This is a genomic window from Microcoleus sp. Pol11C3 (assembly GCF_036701485.1).
Classification (GTDB): domain Bacteria; phylum Cyanobacteriota; class Cyanobacteriia; order Cyanobacteriales; family Microcoleaceae; genus Microcoleus.
This window is the reverse complement of the sequence record NZ_JAUBQW010000010.1, coordinates 46,708-65,200: the sequence shown is the minus strand read 5'-3', so window position 1 is coordinate 65,200 and position 18,493 is coordinate 46,708. Positions and strand designations below refer to the sequence as shown.

The following is an 18,493-nucleotide window of genomic DNA, read 5'->3' as shown; positions in this document are numbered from 1 at the left end:
TCTATTGCCTTCTGTTAAGCTACAAATAGCCCGGAGAGGAGGTGAATAATAATAAAAGTATGACTACTCTAAATTTTACATTGACAGGTTATCAAACGCTCGATCGCATTTACTCAGGAACTCGCACCCTAGTTTATCGCGGAACTCGCCAATGCGACAAACAGCCCGTTGCCATCAAAGTCTTGCGGAGTCAATATCCCAACTTTAGCGAACTGGTGCAATTTCGCAATCAGTACACGATCGCCAAAAACCTCAATTTACCCGGAATCATCGAAACCTACAGCTTAGAAGCCCACCAAAACAGCTATGCGCTGATAATGGAAGACTTCGGTGGAATTTCTCTGAAGGAATGGAGGGAACAAGGGGAAACTCTACCGAATTTGAGGGATTTTTTGCAAATGGCGATCGACATCAGCAATACATTAGACATACTCTCCCGCCACCGGATCATTCACAAAGACATTAAACCCGCCAATATTTTAATTAATCCCCAAACCAAACAAGTTAAACTGATTGACTTTAGTATTGCATCTTTGCTACCCAGGGAAACTCAAACGCTGATCAATCCTAACGTGCTGGAAGGGACACTCGGCTACTTGTCTCCCGAACAAACGGGAAGGATGAATCGCGGCATTGACTATCGAACTGATTTTTACTCTTTGGGCGTGACTTTTTACGAATTGCTGGCGGGACAATTGCCGTTTCAATCCAACGATGCGATGGAATTAGTACACTCTCATATTGCCAAGCAAGCACCATCACTGCATGAAATTAATCCGCAAATCCCGTCGGTACTCTCAGAGATTGTCAGCAAATTGATGGCCAAAAATGCCGAAGACCGCTATCAGAGCGGGTTAGGACTAAAATTTGATTTAGAATTTTGTTTGAGTCAATTACAACAAAGTGGTAAGATAGAAGGTTTTGAAATAGCTCAGAGGGATGTGTGCGATCGGTTTAGTATACCAGAGAAACTCTACGGTCGCGAAACCGAAGTAGAAACCCTACTCGAAGCCTTTGAGCGCGTCAGTAGCGGCACAACTGAAATGATGCTAGTAGCTGGTCTTTCAGGGATTGGGAAAACAGTTGTAGTCAACGAAGTTCACAAACCAATCGTCCGCCAGCGCGGCTATTTCATCAAAGGCAAGTTCGACCAATTTAACCGCAATATTCCCTTCTCAGCTTTTGTGCAATCATTTCGAGATTTAATGGGACAATTGCTCAGCGAAAGTGACGAACAATTGGGGAAATGGCAAACTCAAATATTGCAAACACTTGGCGATAATGCCCAAGTCATTATTGAAGTAATTCCCGAACTAGAAAAAATTATTGGTCAACAACCACCCGCCACCGAACTGTCGGGTGTTGCGGCTCAAAATCTGTTTAATTTGCTATTCCATAAATTTATCTCTGTCTTCACCACCAAAGAGCATCCTTTAGTGATGTTTCTAGATGATTTGCAGTGGGTAGATTCGGCATCACTGAAGTTAATCGAGTTGCTCGTAGGTGAATCGCAGTCCAGTCACCTGCTACTCATTGGAGCCTATCGGGACAACGAAGTTTCCGCCACCCATCCCTTGATGTTGACCCTAGATAAAGTCGGTAAAGCAGGTGCAATCGTTAACACTATGACACTCGCACCGCTCGATTCAATTAGTTTGAATCAATTGGTGGCGGATACTCTGAGTTGTCCTCCTAATTTGGCGCAAAGGCTGACAGAATTGGTGGAGCAAAAAACTAAAGGAAACCCATTTTTTGCGACGCAGTTTCTCAAAACATTACATCAGGATAAATTCATTAATTTTGATCTCAAGGCGGGACATTGGCAGTGCGATATTAGCAAAGTTAGAGAAGCCGCGCTTACCGATGATGTCGTTGAGTTCATGGCGCAGCAGTTACAAAAATTGCCCATTGAAACCCAGTCAGTTTTGAAGTTAGCGGCTTGTATTGGCAACCAATTCGATCTGGCAACATTGGCAATTGTTTCGGAAAATTCGGAGACGGAAACTGCAACGGCATTGTGGAAATCTTTACAGGAAGGTTTGGTTTTACCTCAGAGTGAGGTTTATAAGTTTTATGTGGGGGAAGAAGAAAATATCGATCGAACGACTTCTCCAACAGTTTTCTATCGATTCTTGCACGATCGCGTTCAACAAGCCGCTTATTCCTTGATTCCAGAAAGCGATCGCGCGATCGCTCATTATCAAATCGGGCAATTACTCCTGCAACAAATTTCACCAGAAGCGAGAGAAGAGCGCATTTTTGAATTAGTCAATCAGCTAAATTATGGAACTGCTCTGGTTGTCGAACAAATAGAAAGAGACGATTTAGCAAAACTCAACTTAACTGCTTGCCGCAAAGCGAGAGGCGCTACTGCTTATCAAGCCGCCCGCGAATATGCCACCGTCGGACTGACATTACTAGGAATAGAATCTTGGCAGCGACAATATGAAATGACGTTAGCGCTGCACGAATTAGCTGCCGAAGTTGCTTCGTTACTAGGTAAATTTGAGCAGATGAACCAGTGGATTGAAACAGTGATTCATCATGCAAAAACTCCCCTAGAGCAGGTACAAGTTTATCAAGTAAAAATTCAGGCGTTGGTTTCTCGCAATCAATTGTTAGACGCGATCGCCACGGGTAAATCTATCTTACAACTGTTAGGAGTCAGCCTACCAGATAACCCAACACTAGAAGATATTCGGCTGTTAAGACAGGAAATCGACACCTTGATTAGCGGTAGTGAAGCAGTAGGGGACAGCGATGGCTCGATAGAGAAGTTGATTCATCTGCCGAAAATGACCGATGCCCAGCAGTTGGCTATAATGCAAATTGCTTCTGGTATTACACCTGTTTGTTTCCTGACAGGCTCAATGCTTTATTTCCTAATCGTTGCACTACAGGTCAAGTTGTCAATTCAATATGGCAACAGTCTTTTTTCCGCTTTTTGCTACGCTAGTTACGCCTTCCAACTCAGAACCCTGTGGGGAGAGATGACAGAGGTTCCGCAGTTTGGGCAATTAGGATACCAACTCGCCTCAGAGCCAGATGCCAAAAATATTCGACCGGCAACAGCGCTGTTAATTGGAGGCTTTGTTCGCCACTGGATCGATCATCTACAAAAAACGCTGCCAATTCTCCAGGAAGGATATCAAGCAGCATTGGAAACCGGCAATCTGGAATTTGTTGGCTACGACGCACAATTCTTCTGCTTGAATTCCTATTGGTGCGGTCAACCGCTAACTGAACTCGAACCCCAAATTCGCGCCTATTACCAACAGTTGCGTGACCTGAACCAAGTCACGACAGCAAACTGTTTTTTGGTTTACTGGCAAGCTACTCTCATTCTGCTGGGTCAGTCAGAGAACCAGATTCCCTTACGCCAAGATTCCTATGAAGAAAAAATTGTTTCTGAGGCAAAAATCTCCAACGATTTTTACCGATTATGTCACTTTTACCTGTATCGATTCACATTGAGTTTCTTGCTTCAAGATATTGCCAAAGCTGAAAAAGATGCAGTTAAAACCCGACAGTATTTGGTTGCAGGTATGGGAAGTATAATTGAACCTACCTTATATTTCTATGATTCTCTGACAGTGCTTGCCACTGCTCCTGAATCGACTGCTGAGTCGGAGGCTCAATGGCAGCGAGTGCAAGAAAATCAAGCAAAGTTAAAAGAATGGGCGCATCATGCTCCCATGAATCACTTGCACAAATATCATTTAGTTGAAGCCCAAAAGTATCAGATCCTCGATCACAAAACAGAAGCTCTAGAATTTTATGACCTAGCAATTGAAGGAGCCAAGGAAAACGGTTATATCCAAGAAGAAGCATTAGCCAACGAACTTGCCGCCAAATTCTACTTGGAATGGGGCAAAGAAAAAGTCGCTGCTGGATATATGCAGGAAGCCTACTATGGTTATGCTCGCTGGGGTGCAAAAGCCAAAACCGATGACTTAGAAAAACGCTATCCCCAATTGTTGCAACCCATCCTGCAACAGCGACGGCTCACCATCAATCCCCTAGAAAGCATTGGTAATCCTACCTTTTCTATAAATTCCTCCTCTGCGTGTACTTCTAGTTCTACCAGTAGCAGTATTTCCAATGCACTAGATTTCGCCTCTGTCCTCAAAGCGGCTCAAGCCATTTCTAGTAGCATTGAACTCGACGAATTGATGGCTAGTCTCACACGCATTCTCTTAGAAAACTCTGGAGCCCAAAAATCGGCTCTAATTCTCATTGAAAACGGGACTTTGCAAGTCAGAGCAATTACTTCTGTAAATAATCAAGCGAACTCAGAAGATATCCAAACTGTTCTTGATGCCCAACCCCTAGAGACTTGTCAAGATGTGCCTCGGAAAATTATTCAATATGTCAAGAATACCCAACAAACAGTTATTATCGAGCGCCTCAAAACAGATATCCCTGGCTTAATTGGACACTATCTGTTAGCTCATCAACCTCAAAGTTTATGTTGCACGCCGATCGTCGATCGAGGAAATTTGCTAGGGATTATCTATTTGGAAAATCAACTAACCAGCGGAGTATTTACTAGCGATCGCTTACAAATTATCAAACTTCTTTCTGCTCAAGCAGCCATCTCGTTAGAGAATGCCCTACTGTATCAACAAGCTCAACAAGATTTAGAAGATTTACAACAAGCGCACTTACAAATTGTGCAAAGCGAAAAAATGTCCGCCTTGGGCAATCTAGTCGCGGGCGTCGCCCACGAAATCAACAATCCCGTCGGCTTTATTAACGGCAATATTGATGAAGCAACGACCACCATCAATGATGTGATTAACCACTTGAAATTATATCAAGAAAAACTGCCAAATCCTGGCGATGAAATCGCACAAGATGCTGAGGATATTGATTTGGAGTATGCCTTAGAAGATTTGCCCAAGATGCTGTCGTCGATGAAAGTGGGGTGCGATCGCATTCGTGGCATTAGCACCAGCCTCCGCACCTTCTCCAGAGCCGATAAAGACTACAAAGTTCCCTTTAATATTCATGAAGGGATTGAAAGTACGATCTTAATTTTGAAACACCGGCTGAAAGCTAACGAACACCGTCTCGCGATTGAAGTCGTTACACACTACGGGAATCTCCCCAAAATCGAATGTTTTCCCGGTCAACTGAACCAAGTATTGATGAATTTGCTCGCAAATGCGATCGATGCCCTAGAAGAATCAAACCAAGGACGCAGTTTGGAGGCGATTAAAGCAAACCCCTACTGTATCACAGTTCGTACCAGTCAGTCGGGCGATCGGCACATCAAAATTCAGATTGCCGATAACGGTGCAGGTATGACAGAAGCCGTGAAACAGCGGATTTTTGACCATTTATTCACCACGAAGGCAGTAGGAAAAGGAACAGGGTTAGGATTGGCTATCGCCCGCCAGATTGTAGTCGAAACCCACGGCGGAACAATTGAGGTGAATTCCCATCAGGGAGAGGGAACTGAATTTGAGATAGTGTTACCTATTACCCAATAAAAGTCGAAGACATTCTTCATCTTTTTAGATTTTAGATTTTAGATTTTAGAGTGAAGAATTGGGAAGGACAGATGACCTAATGATTGGGAAGACGGGCATACAGTTGCATTCTTTTTTAAAAGTGGTATCTGAAGTAAAAGTTTGAGGAGGAGCAAGAACGAAAAAGGTTATTCATTTTTCATTCTTGCTCATTTCGTTTGTCGAGTTTGAGTTCCTTGAGTCCGATCGACTAATTTCTATTTGAAAAAATCCCGAATAACTAAATTAGATTGCCGATCGGGCATTATACCAGCCCCGATCGCAACTGCAGACACTGGCAAAACTTTCAGCGCCCGTTCGCCAGATTGCCAAAATCTCAATTATGCTAACCTAGGCAAGCAGCAATCCCTTGTCACGAAGGCGATTAACATAATTTCAAACAATTTATTTTATTGAGGAGCGGTGTATCCCCTATGGCAAACCTGATCGGCACAGACAGCAACGACTTTATTCTAGGAACTCCGCTGAGCGATCGAATTCGCGGCTTAGATGGCGATGACACGCCCCTGGGTGGCGGAGGAGATGACACCCTAGAGGGCGACGGCGGCAACGACCAGCTTCTTGGAGGTGACGGAGCCGATTCGCTGTTTGGGGGTGAAGGAAATGACGAACTCATTGGCAACCAAGGCCGCGATTTTGCTTCCGGCGGGAACGGCGACGACTCGATTCGTGGCGGTTTAGGCAACGACATTCTCGAAGGCAACGACGGGATAGACAGCGTGTTGGGAGACGCCGGGGACGACTTAGTTAGCGGCAACGGGGGCAATGATATCATTGCCGGCGGTACTGGCAACGACACCCTCACAGGGGGTGACGGCGACGATTCCGTGTTTGGGAATGCTGATGACGACTTTCTCTACGGGGATTTGGGGAACGATTCTCTCAACGGCGGCAGTGGTAGGGATCAAATGTTGGGCGGTGGCGGCAACGATTACTTTACCGCCGGCGAGGGCGACGACACTGTGTACGGCAATGCCGACAACGATTCGCTCTTCGGAGACGCTGGTAATGACCAGATATTCGGCGGCAAGGATAACGATACAGCTTTTGGCGGCAGCGGTTCCGATACCCTTCGCGGCGATGAAGGCGACGACTCGGTACTAGGAGATGAAGGTAATGACTTCCTGTTTGGTGGCAAAGGTAATGATGGTATCGACGGCGGTTTTGGCGATGACTCCTTGGCAGGAGGTATCGGCGACGATACCATTTTGGGAGGTTTCGGCAATGACAATTTATTTGGGGCAGAAGGTAATGATTCTCTGATCGGAGGTGAGGGTTCGGATACTCTGACTGGCGGCAGCGGCAGCGATGTTTTTGGATTGGGAGCCGGGCCTGGCAGTTTGGCTTTAATTACTGATTACAATGACGCAGAGGATTTCTTTGGACTGCCGAGCAATTTATCTTTCGCTCAACTGCAAGTTAGCCAAGGTAACGGTGCAAATGTCAGGGATACAGTAATTACGCTCGACGGCAAGCTTTTAGCAATTTTGACCGACACTCCGGCGGGGCTGATCGATCCCACTGATTTTATCACTGTGACTGGGACGGCTACCCCCAGACCAACTACGACTACAGTTACAACCACAGTTACAACCACAACTACAGATCTAACTTCGGCTCCAACTCCGACTCCAACTCCGACTCCAACTCCGACTCCGACTCCCACACCGACTCCAACTCCCACACCAGCACCGACTCCGACTCCCACACCAGCACCGACTCCGACTCCCACACCAGCACCGACTCCGACTCCCACACCAGCAACGACTCCGACTCCCACACCGACTCCCACACCGACTCCCACACCAGCACCGACTCCCACACCAGCACCGACTCCCACACCAGCAACGACTCCCACACCAGCAACGACTCCCACACCAGCACCGACTCCGACTCCGACTGCTTCGAGGATTCCGATTCCGCCGACAGTTAGCGTGCCTGATTCGCCTCTGCTATCAATTAAGTCGATCGCCCCGACGCCGACTCCCGGACTCTTGCCGATGCCCGGCCAGACGCCGCTATTCCCGACGGCGGTGCCGAACCCCATACCGGTACCTCCTACACCTTTTGGGTTCTAGGCGCGATCGCGCAGCTCAGTGATGAGTGATGAGTTAATGTAAAACTCACTAAACTCATCACTCAAAACTATTTAACGTCTTGGGGAGTTTCGGCCGAGTCTTGTGGCGACTCGGCTGGAGAATCTTCTAGAGGAGATAATTGTTGGGTGTACCCCAAGAGCGATCGAAGTTTCATGCGGTGGATGTAAGGCCAGCCACCATTGGCTTCAATATTCTTGAGTAGTTTGTAAAGTGCTTGGCGGTTGTCGGGAAAAGACGCTTGAAACAAACCGTCCCGAATTTCCCGGTGCGAAGCTTCCAGCGTCCGCAGCAGGGCCAAAAGCAGCAGACTGTCTCCCTGACAACTTTCGGCTAAAGTCCGAATCGCCTCTGTCAGCGATCGCATTTGAGACTGCAACTTTTCTGACTCTAAATCTTTGCCGTTGTCCATACCGCTGCTTCCTTTGAAATCTACAAGGCGTTTGTCCCCAGCCTTTTGGTCAGCCGACTAATCGAGCTAGTCGCGATCGCCATTCGGGGTCATAAGCAAAGTAACTTAAGTAGGTTGACTTAAGCAATATTAATTTGCAGCCCAAGTCAGGAAAAGAGCACAACCCGTCGTACCATGTGTATTGGGCTGCGATCCGAACATGATTGAGAAATCATAAGTTCATGCTTATTTTCACGGCGCACTAGCTTGATTTTTTGAGTCAATGCCAATGTCGGTGAAGCGAGCGATCAGGATCTAAATGCTGCCCTAAGCGCTGGCCTAGCCTGCCGGCGGGCAATTATATTTTGCTCGAAGTAGGGCTTTTTCTTAATATAATCCGATGTTGGATATTGAGGTTTGCAATGAAATATCGTGCTTTAATTGTTGCACTTTTAGCATTTTGCATGAGTGCGCTGGTTGCTTGTTCTTCTGCTTCTGACACGACGGTGGCGACTACCGAGTTGCTCACCTACGACGAGATTAGAGGTACTGGATTGGCTAATAACTGCCCTAGCTTGGCAGAAACTTCTCGGGGATCGATCCCCCTCGAAGGGGGCGGCACATATAAACTGGCGGGTTTGTGTTTGCAGCCTACAACTTATTTTGTGAAGGAAGAACCAGCAAACAAACGTCAAGAAGCGGAATTTGTGCCTGGTAAATTGCTGACACGGTTCACGTCGAGCATTGACCAAGTTCAAGGTACGCTTAAGGTCGGTACTGACGGAACTCTGACTTTCACAGAAGAAGACGGCTTGGATTTTCAAGCTATTACGATTCAATTACCGGGCGGAGAGCAAGTACCTTTCTTGTTTACCATTAAAGAATTAGTTGCCAGTTCCGATCCCGGAGTGGTTGCTATCAATACTTCCACCGATTTGAGAGGGGAGTTTAACGTTCCTTCTTACCGCAGCGCAGGCTTTTTAGACCCTAAAGGTCGCGGCGTATCGACTGGCTACGACAATGCTGTAGCGCTTCCAGCTACTGACAATTCCAAACTGAATCGCTCTAATGTAAAGCTGGCTGACACCCGCACTAAGGCGGGCAAAATTTCTCTCCAAGTTGCTAAAGTCAACAGCGCCACTGGCGAAGTAGGCGGGATTTTTGAGAGCACGCAGCCTTCTGATACAGATTTGGGAGCTAGACCGGCTCTGGACGTGAAAATTCGGGGTTTGTTTTACGCTCGCATTGAGCCTTCTGTATCGTAAAATTGGCTTTCTGGATTGATCGAACTTGAGTAGTTTTTCACCCTAAAGGTACTGCTCGCTCTTCATTAGCCAACAGTCTTGAGCAACATAACTTAGGACTGTTGACTAATGACTAAATTTATGATTTAATTGTGATCATTGACAAGTTATGAAGTAGGAATTTTTTATTAATTAAAGTATAGTATTCAAAGCGCTTTCAGCTTATAATATTTTTTTTTAAAAAACCTGGTTAAATTGGGGATTGTGCCGAAGGCCTTCTACTTGGTAAAAGTCTGCCTTATGCCGAAAACCTTCGGATAATCCCGCTAAATCCGTTCAGGTTCCGAAAGTTAAACTGGTGTGTCCGCTATCACACCTATTAAGTGCTAGGATTACACTAGCTAAAAGTGAATTGTTTTAGACTAGATTAGAAGCTAGATCTAAAGCAACCTCAGTCCTCTGCTCTACCAACCCTTATGTCACCATGTCTACCACACTGCCGAACGAGCTAAAAAGCGAAAATTTGCAATTGTTGCGCGAGTACCAACTTTCTCGATCGAATGAAATCCGCAATCAGTTAGTTAAACTGAATATTGGACTCGTCAGAAAAGAAGTTTACCACTGGATCAACCAGTGCGGCGAAAGCTACGACGATTTGCTGCAAGTCGGATGTATTGGGTTGATCAGGGCGATCGAGCGGTTTGATGTGTCGAAGGGACACGCTTTTAGTTCCTTTGCAATTCCATACATTCGAGGCGAAATTCAACACTACTTGCGGGACAAAAGCCCTTCTGTGCGATTTCCCCGCCACTGGCAGTCCCTGGAACGCAAATCAGTAGGAGCGATCAAGGATTTGCAGGTGCAGTTAAACCGCAAACCTACGGATGCTGAAGTAGCAGCAGTTCTTGAGGTTTCTTTAGAAGAATGGCAAGAAATTAAGTTGGCCCATCTCAACAGATCGCCTCTGAGCTTGGACGCGCCGGTGCAAGATGAAGATGAGGGGGCTACTTGTCTGGGAGAATTGGTGCCCGATACTAAGTATCGGAGTTTTCAGTTAGCGCAAGAGGATCAAATTCGCGTACAGCAAGCTTTGGCTATGTTGGAACAACGGACTCGCGAGATATTGGAGTTTGTTTTTCTCTACGATTTGACGCAGAAAGAAACGGCTGAACGCTTGGGTATCAGTGCGGTGACTGTTTCTCGGCGAGTTAAGAAGGGGCTGGATTTGCTCAAAGAGATTATGACTAAACAGCTTTAGTTATTAGTCAGCAGTCAGCAGTCAGCAGTCAGCAGTCAGCAGTAAGCTGCTACCGATAACAAATAACAAATAACCACTGACTACTAACTAATTTTTAGATGCTGCGGACAAATTTATCGAGCCTTTCTACGGCTTTTTTAATTGTGCCTAAATCGGTGGCGTAAGACAAGCGAATGTGGTCGTCGGCACCAAAAGCAATCCCCGGAATAACTGCTACTTGCTGCTGTTCTAAGAAAGCGTCGCAAAATTGCAAAGAATTCATTCCAGTCTTGCTGATGTTGACAAACATATAGAAAGCACCGTCTGGTTTGATGCAGCTAATTCCAGGGACAGCATCGAGTAATTCAAATATTACCTGACGCCTTTCGGCAAAAGCTAGACGCATTGTTTCGACAGATTCTTGGCTGCTTTCCAAAGCTGCGATCGCGCCGTACTGTGCAAAAGTACACACGTTTGAGGTACTGTGACCTTGAATGGTGCTGGTGGCTTTGATTAATTCGATCGGCCCGGCCAAATAACCGATTCGCCAGCCTGTCATCGAGTAAGCTTTAGCAAAACCGCTGCTGATCAGAGTGCGAGCGAAAATTTCTTTGCCCAGGGAACCGATGCTGACGTGTTGGGCGTCGTCATATATAATTTTTTCGTAAATCTCGTCAGCAACGACTAAAATATCTCGATCGACTATCACCTCGGCCAAGGCTTTGATTTCCGCCCGAGTGTACACCATTCCCGTCGGGTTAGAAGGCGAATTCAGTACAAATAACTTGGTTTTGGGAGTAATCGCTCCACTCAGTTGTTCCGGTGTAATTTTATAGCCTGTAGAAGCGTCAGTCCGTACAATTACTGGCTTGCCGCTAGCGAGTTTCACCATTTCTGGGTAGCTCAGCCAGTAGGGAGCCGGAATAATTACTTCATCTCCAGGCTCGATCAGAGCCATCATCAGATTGTAGAGGGAATGTTTGCCGCCGTTGGTGACAATGATATTTTCTGGTTGATAGTTGAGATTATTGTCATCGCGGAGTTTACGGGCGATCGCAGCTTTTAACTGCGGTTCCCCAGCCACAGGGCCGTACTTAGTCTTCCCCGCGTCTAAAGCTTGTTTTGCCGCTGCTTTAACGTGTTCGGGGGTATCAAAGTCAGGTTCTCCCGTACTCAAACTACAGACATCAATCCCTTCGGCCCTCATGGCTTTAGCCTTAGCGGCGATCGCCAAGGTTATAGAAGGAGAAACCTCACCCACTCGTGCTGCCAACTTAATCATTGGATTTTAGATATTAGATTTTTGACTTTCGATCATAGGGTGATAAATGTTGATATTCAACCCTGTTGTTAGGGAATTATGACATTTGTTTACATACTACGTAAAGGATTAAGCAATTAAAGAATAAAACTTAAAAAAGTTCTTAGTTTTAATTTTTATTTTAAAATTTTAAAATTTTCACGTTATTATTGTAGCATTTTTGATGCCTCGTTACCATCAACGCCGATCGGCAAGCTTATGGATATCAAATCTCTGATTCGCGACATTCCTGATTTCCCCAAACCGGGAATTATGTTTCGAGACATTACAACTTTGCTGCGCGACCCGCAAGGGCTGAGCTACACCATTGACAGCTTAGCCGAAAAATGCTCTGCAATGTCCGTTGACTATGTGGTGGGCATGGAATCGCGGGGCTTTATATTTGGCGCACCTTTGGCTTATAAAATGGGAATAGGCTTTATTCCTGTCCGCAAACCGGGGAAACTGCCCGGTGCGGTTCATTTTGCTGAGTACGAGTTGGAATACGGTGTCGATCGACTGGAGATGCACCGAGATGCGATGACAGCCGGCAGTCGCGTGCTGATTGTGGACGATTTAATCGCGACTGGCGGAACAGCGGCGGCGACGGCTAAATTGTTGGAGCAAGCTGGTTGCGAGCTTGTCGGTTTTGCTTTTATCATCGAATTGCAGGCTTTGGGCGGCAGGCAGAAATTGCCGGATGTGCCCATCGTCACGCTAGTTGAATATTAGTTATTAGTCATTAGTCATTAGTCATTAGTTATTAGCCTAATTTTTGCACATAATAACTAATATAGGATGTGTGCAATCCGAGGCTTAGAAACCGGGTTTTTTACGAAATCTACAGGCCCGAACGTGTCTTTTCGTCGTAAAAAACCCGGTTTCTCGTCCCCCATGCGTAAGCCCTATAAATGACAGTGCCGACTAATAACTAATGACTGATGACTGATGACTGATGACTAATAACAAATAACTAATAACTAATGAATTCTATTAAATTGAATCGAAATTGGCGAGGGTTGAGTTCTCTGTTTGGTGGCGAGACATTTACTTATGTTTTTAAGCGACTGTTGCAGGCACTTTTAACGCTATTTTTGGCATCGGCTCTTTGTTTTGCAATTATTGAGCTAGCACCGGGAAATTACTTGGATACTTTGAGCCAAAATCCGAAGATTTCGCCGGAGACTCTCAAGCAACTCGAACAGCAGTTCGGCTTAGATAAACCAGCGATTGTGCAGTATTGGCTGTGGCTGCAACAAATTGTGACGCGGGGGAATTTTGGCACGAGTTTTGTGTATCAGCGATCGGTAGCTTCGCTGCTGTGGGAACGGGTACCGGCGACGCTGTTGATGGCGATCGCATCTTTGATTGTGACATGGGCGATCGCCATTCCCTTGGGAATTGTGGCCGCCGTCAATCAAAACCGCACAGTCGATCGAGTTTTGCAAGTAGTCAGCTACACCGGACAAGGATTTCCCAGCTTTATCACAGCCTTGCTGCTGCTATTTTTTGCTCAGAATACTTCGCCTCTGTTTCCCGTCGGAGGAATGACAAGTATCGACCACGCAGACTTACCTTGGTGGGGCCAAATCCTCGATTACGGCTGGCACTTAATTTTGCCAACAGTCGCCCTCAGCCTTACTGGTTTTGCGGGTTTGCAAAGATTGATGCGCGGACAATTGTTGGACGTACTGCGTCAAGATTACATCCGAACAGCACGGGCTAAAGGTTTGCCGGACGATCGAGTAATTTACATTCATGCTTTGCGGAATGCTGTTAATCCGTTGATTACGCTATTGGGTTTTGAGTTTGCTAGTTTGTTGAGCGGTGCGTTTATTGCGGAATTTTTCTTTAATTGGCCGGGTTTGGGAAAGCTGACTTTGGAGGCGGTGAACAATCAAGATTTGTATTTAGTAATGGCAAGTTTGATGATGGGTGCGACCATGTTGATTGTGGGGAATTTGTTGGCAGATTTGCTGCTGAAAGCTGTCGATCCTCGGATTAAGCTGGAAGATTTGAAATAGAAGAATTAACTCAGTAACAGAAGGTACGCAAGGGCAATTTGTAATAGTCAACAGTCAACACTATTCCGATTATCCATGTCCCATGCCCCATCCCTCATTACCCATCTCGGAGTGTTTTATGTCAGAAAAACCACCAAACGAGCCAATGAGTTTTAGTCGCTTTGCAGACTGGTGCAGGCATATTGACAGTCTTTCAGAAGAGGCAAGGCATACAGTTAAAGTGTTGTTAAAAACGGCTGGCACTGATGACGCACAAGCAGCGGAGCAGATACTTTCAAGCATGACAGAACTGGATCTCAGCCACAATAGCATTACCGACATCAGATCGCTCAAATCGCTCACCAATCTGACCACACTCAATCTCAGCGGCAATAGCATTACCGATATCAGCATCCTCGGCTCGCTCACCAATCTGACAACACTGAATCTTGGCAGGAATAAAATTACCGACATCAGATCGCTCAAATCGCTCACCAATCTGACCACACTCGATCTCACGCACAATTATGGAATTACCGACATCAGCTCCCTCGGCTCGCTCACCAATCTGACCACACTGAATCTTGCCAATAACATTACTGACATCAGCTCCCTCGGCTCGCTCACCAAGCTGAGGAATTTGGAGATCAACAGCAATCAAATTACCGATATCAGCGCGTTGCGATGGCTCACTAATCTGAAAACACTGCATCTCTACTGCCAGAGAATTACCGATATCAGCTTCCTCGGCTCGCTCACCAATCTGACAACACTGGATCTCCGCACCAATCAAATTACTGACATCAGATCCCTCAAATCGCTCACCAATCTGACAACACTGTATCTCGGCAACAGTTACATTACCGATATCAGCGCCTTGCGCGAGCTCACCAATCTCACCAATCTGACCACACTGAATCTTGGCAGGAATAAAATTACCGATATCAGTATCCTCGGCTCGCTCACCAATCTGACCACACTGAATCTGACGCACAATGAAATTACCGACATCAGCTTCCTCGGCTCGCTCACCAATCTGACAACACTCGATCTCACGGACAATCATCGAATTACCGACATCAGCTCCCTCGGCTCGCTCACCAATCTGACCACACTGAATCTTGGCAGGAATAAAATTACTGACATCAGATCCCTCAAATCGCTCACCAAGCTGAGGAATTTGGAGATCTACGGCAATAAAATTACCGATATCAGCGCGTTGCGATCGCTCACCAATCTGACCACACTCGATCTCCGCTTCAATCAAATTACCGACATCAGCTTCCTCGGCTCGCTCACCAATCTTACAATACTGCATCTCGGGGGCAATCAAATTACCGACATCAGCTTCCTCGGCTCGCTCACCAATCTGACAACACTGGATCTCTCCTGTAATCAAATTACCGACATCAGCGCCTTGCGATCGCTCACCAATCTGACAACACTGGATCTCTCCTGTAATCAAATTACCGACATCAGCTTCCTCGGCTCGCTCACCAATCTGACAACACTGCATCTGAGGCACAATCAAATTACCGACATCAGCTTCCTCGGCTCGCTCACCAATCTGACAACACTGCATCTCGACAACAATCAAATTACCGATATCAGCGCCTTGCGCTCGCTCACCAATCTGACAACTCTGACAACACTGAAGCTCGAGAACAATCAAATTACCGCTCTGTGCCTGTTAGGCGAACTCGCACAGAAACGTCTTACTCTCTCGACTAGGCCAATTGATGCTCAAAAAGCCACAGAAGCAGTCAAAGTTGCCTATGCCGCTATTGGCTTAGAAGAACCCGAAGTTATTGTTGGCAGCAGTCCCCGCGACGCTTATCTCCAAATCTTCAACTTGCTCGAACGCGACTCACAAAACAGCAATAGATGGGGGAAAAATCTAGACTGGAAATGGATGTCCCCTGTGGGAGACTTTGCAAGTCGGGCGGTGTGGCAGTATGAGCTCGATAGCATGACGATCGAGTCCGAAGCAGACAGCACACTGCGTTCGCTAATGAACGAATTGCTTCGCAGCTATCAGCGAGAATTGCTTCACAGCTATCAGCGAGCGGAACCAAGGATGTGGTATGTTTCTGAAACCCCCACGAGTTTGTGTAGAAAGATCTATGTGACTGAACTTTATATCTCTTCATTAGGCGTCAATCTCTCCCAAAAGGCACAAGAAATACTTCGCTGCCAAAAGCTGCTTTTCGAGGATTGCGGTTGGATATTTCCCTCTGAAAAGATGTGCGTGGTGTGCGATCGCCCCCGCCACCTGCGCTTTGACAGTCAAAACCGCTTGCACGCGGAAGGAGAACCTGCTATTGAGTTTGCGGATGGATGGAATTTTTACTATTATCACGGCGTCAAATTGCCTGAAAAATACGGTCAAATACACCCGAACCAATGGCAATCCCAATGGCTGTTATCAGAAGATAATGCCGAACTGAAGCGAGTGTTAATTCAAGGAATTGGTTACGAGCGCATAATTCAAGAATTGTCAGCAAAACAAATAGATAGTTGGCAGGAATATGCACTATTACAAATAGATAACGGCTCGGATTGGGAGCCGATTTGTTTGTTAAAAATGACTTGTCCGAGTACGGGATTCATTCACGCTTTGAGAGTGCCGTTTTATCTGACATCTGCTAGGGAGGCAATTCGCTGGGTAAATTGGGGTATCGATCCAGAGGAATTTTCCGTGCAGACTTGATATATAGCCTTTCTCAGGTAAATTAGATGCTCGTGGGCATCGGGCATAGCAGATATAAAAGCGTTTGAATTTTTAATTTCAGAACGGGGCTGACAATTCCTTGAAGAACGGGCTAGGCTAGTTGTAGATTTCTATTTTCATGCCAGGAATGCACCGATAAAACTTCATTCACCCTCCAAACATGGCAAAACAACTAGCAATAGAAACTCGCGGACTCACGAAACAATTCGATCGCCATATAGCAGTCAATGACATCGATTTGCAAGTAGCAGCAGGCGAAGTATGCGGGCTCATCGGCCCTAACGGTGCTGGGAAAACTACTTTGCTGCGGATGTTGGCGGCGGCTGAAGAACCGACTATAGGGGAAATATACATCAATGGCGATCGGTTATTGCGCGATCGATCGCACCCAATTCTCAAACAGCGCATCGGCTTTCTTCCCGACGACTTTCCCCTCTACGACGACTTGACTGTTTGGGATTATTTAGACTATTTTGCCCGACTCTACAACCTCCAGCAACCGCGCCGCCGAGAGCGAATCAATTCCGTGTTAGAACTCGTGCAACTAACCAACAAGCGCAACAGCTTAATTTCCACCCTTTCGCGGGGGATGAAACAGCGCCTGAGTTTGGGGAGAACTATTATCCACGAACCGCTGTTGCTGTTGTTAGACGAACCCGTTTCTGGCTTAGATCCGATCGCCAGAATGCAGTTTCGCGAAATTATCAAAACCTTGCAATCAGTCGGGATGACCGTAGTCATATCATCTCACGTCCTCAGCGACTTAGCCGAACTTTGTAGCTGGGTGGGCATCATGGAACTCGGATATCTGGTCGAAAGCGCACCTTTACAAGAACTTTACAAACGTCTGAGTCGCCAGCAAATTTTCATGTCAGTTTTAGGAGGCAATTTAGAAGCACTAACATCCGAATTAAAAAAAATTTCTTGGGTAGAAAGTTGGGAAATAGTACCGGAAACTCAACAGGTGTGCGCTCACTTTTCAGGAAGTCGAGAAGATGCCGCCAATTTATTACGGGAACTCGTCGCGGCCAAGATTCCGCTAACAGAGTTCCACTGCACTCAAGAAGATTTAGAAACCATTTTCCTCAAAATGGGACACCAGCAAGCTTCCTAATTTGCTCGTTTTTTCTTTGCCGGAATCAACGGTTAATTACATCCTTGACGGTTGGATGGGGATGATTTAACCGCAGAGAGCGCAGAGGGCACAGAGGAAGAGAAGGGAGAGAATTACCAATAACTAATCACCAATAAACCATGATACTCAACTTACTCGACCAAATCGGCAACTGGAATCCTCAGTTATTTCGAGAAATCAAAGGCCGCTGGAAAATTGGCAATATGGCACTAGCCTCTGCCCTTTCCCTAAGCGGTCAACTACTGCTGTTCATGTATTTCAGAGCCCAGATACCCGTTCCCCCTGCTAATGGGGAGTACACTAATCCCATCTATCACAGATTTTGCACTTTAAATGAGGCGGCCAATTCCTATGAAAAAATCTGCGTCAGAGATGCCTTCAGCAACTTTGTCATTAACTGGCGGGAGTGGTGGCTAGAGATATTCGTTTGGCTGAGCATATTTAGCGTCTTAGCTTTATTAGTAGCAGGGACTTATCTACTTGTCAGTGACTTAGACAAGGAGGAACGCCGTGGCACGCTCAACTTTATTCGCCTCAGTCCCCAGTCTGCCAAAACAATTTTTCTAGGCAAAATTCTTGGCGTACCAATTTTACTTTATTTAGCAACAATTCTGGCCGTACCCCTGCACCTGTACGCTGGATTAGCTGCTCAAATACCCCTGAATGAAATTTTATGTTTCTACATAGGGCTTGCTGAATAAGTCCACAAATCGAATCTAAGTGCCAAACAGCTTTAAAAATGGGAGATTCGGAGATGGGTGTCCCAAATTTACTCCACAATTTTCCACCGAAATCCAAGGATTTTGAGCCGACAAACGTCAT

At 46.1% G+C, this 18,493-nt stretch carries 11 protein-coding genes; 9 read left to right on the top strand and 2 right to left on the bottom strand.

Features of this window, described 5'->3' with window-relative positions; translation table 11 throughout:
- Nucleotides 1-59 precede the first annotated feature (59 nt).
- The gene (locus tag QUA40_RS04775) at nucleotides 60-5,495 is read left to right on the top strand and encodes an AAA family ATPase (RefSeq protein WP_333122209.1); all 5,436 of its coding nucleotides are present in this window, start codon (nucleotides 60-62) and stop codon (nucleotides 5,493-5,495) included.
- A 452-nt stretch (nucleotides 5,496-5,947) separates the two neighbouring features.
- On the top strand, nucleotides 5,948-7,612 hold the full coding sequence (locus QUA40_RS04770) for a calcium-binding protein (RefSeq protein WP_333122207.1): 1,665 nt from the start codon (nucleotides 5,948-5,950) through the stop codon (nucleotides 7,610-7,612).
- 67 nt (nucleotides 7,613-7,679) lie between these two features.
- Here QUA40_RS04770 and QUA40_RS04765 read toward each other — a convergent pair whose 3' ends face one another.
- Complete coding sequence (locus tag QUA40_RS04765) at nucleotides 7,680-8,042, bottom strand: hypothetical protein (protein WP_333122205.1); 363 nt, start codon at nucleotides 8,040-8,042, stop codon at nucleotides 7,680-7,682.
- Nucleotides 8,043-8,443: 401 nt separating this feature from the next.
- Here QUA40_RS04765 and QUA40_RS04760 point away from each other — a divergent pair, with 401 nt between their 5' ends.
- Nucleotides 8,444-9,286, top strand: coding sequence for a photosystem II manganese-stabilizing polypeptide (locus QUA40_RS04760; protein ID WP_333122203.1), 843 nt, complete (start codon nucleotides 8,444-8,446; stop codon nucleotides 9,284-9,286).
- Nucleotides 9,287-9,749: 463 nt separating this feature from the next.
- A complete protein-coding gene (locus tag QUA40_RS04755; RefSeq protein WP_333122201.1) occupies nucleotides 9,750-10,523 on the top strand; it encodes an RNA polymerase sigma factor SigF in 774 nt (257 codons plus the stop codon).
- Between the two features lie 94 nt (nucleotides 10,524-10,617).
- On the opposite strand, the gene QUA40_RS04750 is transcribed toward QUA40_RS04755, so the two are convergent.
- Nucleotides 10,618-11,784, bottom strand: coding sequence for a pyridoxal phosphate-dependent aminotransferase (locus QUA40_RS04750; RefSeq protein ID WP_333122199.1), 1,167 nt, complete (start codon nucleotides 11,782-11,784; stop codon nucleotides 10,618-10,620).
- 237 nt (nucleotides 11,785-12,021) lie between these two features.
- Here QUA40_RS04750 and QUA40_RS04745 point away from each other — a divergent pair, with 237 nt between their 5' ends.
- The 5 genes from QUA40_RS04745 (at nucleotide 12,022) to QUA40_RS04725 (ending at nucleotide 18,372) form a co-directional block, all read left to right on the top strand.
- Entirely contained in the window at nucleotides 12,022-12,534 is a 513-nt protein-coding gene (locus tag QUA40_RS04745; RefSeq protein WP_333122197.1) for an adenine phosphoribosyltransferase, read from the top strand.
- Nucleotides 12,535-12,785: 251 nt separating this feature from the next.
- Nucleotides 12,786-13,826: an ABC transporter permease gene (locus QUA40_RS04740; protein WP_333122195.1), complete on the top strand. Its 1,041-nt coding sequence runs from the start codon at nucleotides 12,786-12,788 to the stop codon at nucleotides 13,824-13,826.
- 118 nt (nucleotides 13,827-13,944) lie between these two features.
- Complete coding sequence (locus tag QUA40_RS04735) at nucleotides 13,945-16,515, top strand: leucine-rich repeat domain-containing protein (protein ID WP_333122193.1); 2,571 nt, start codon at nucleotides 13,945-13,947, stop codon at nucleotides 16,513-16,515.
- Nucleotides 16,516-16,696: 181 nt separating this feature from the next.
- Nucleotides 16,697-17,650: an ABC transporter ATP-binding protein gene (locus tag QUA40_RS04730; protein WP_333122192.1), complete on the top strand. Its 954-nt coding sequence runs from the start codon at nucleotides 16,697-16,699 to the stop codon at nucleotides 17,648-17,650.
- 140 nt (nucleotides 17,651-17,790) lie between these two features.
- Complete coding sequence (locus QUA40_RS04725; protein WP_333122190.1) at nucleotides 17,791-18,372, top strand: hypothetical protein; 582 nt, start codon at nucleotides 17,791-17,793, stop codon at nucleotides 18,370-18,372.
- Nucleotides 18,373-18,493: the final 121 nt, after the last annotated feature.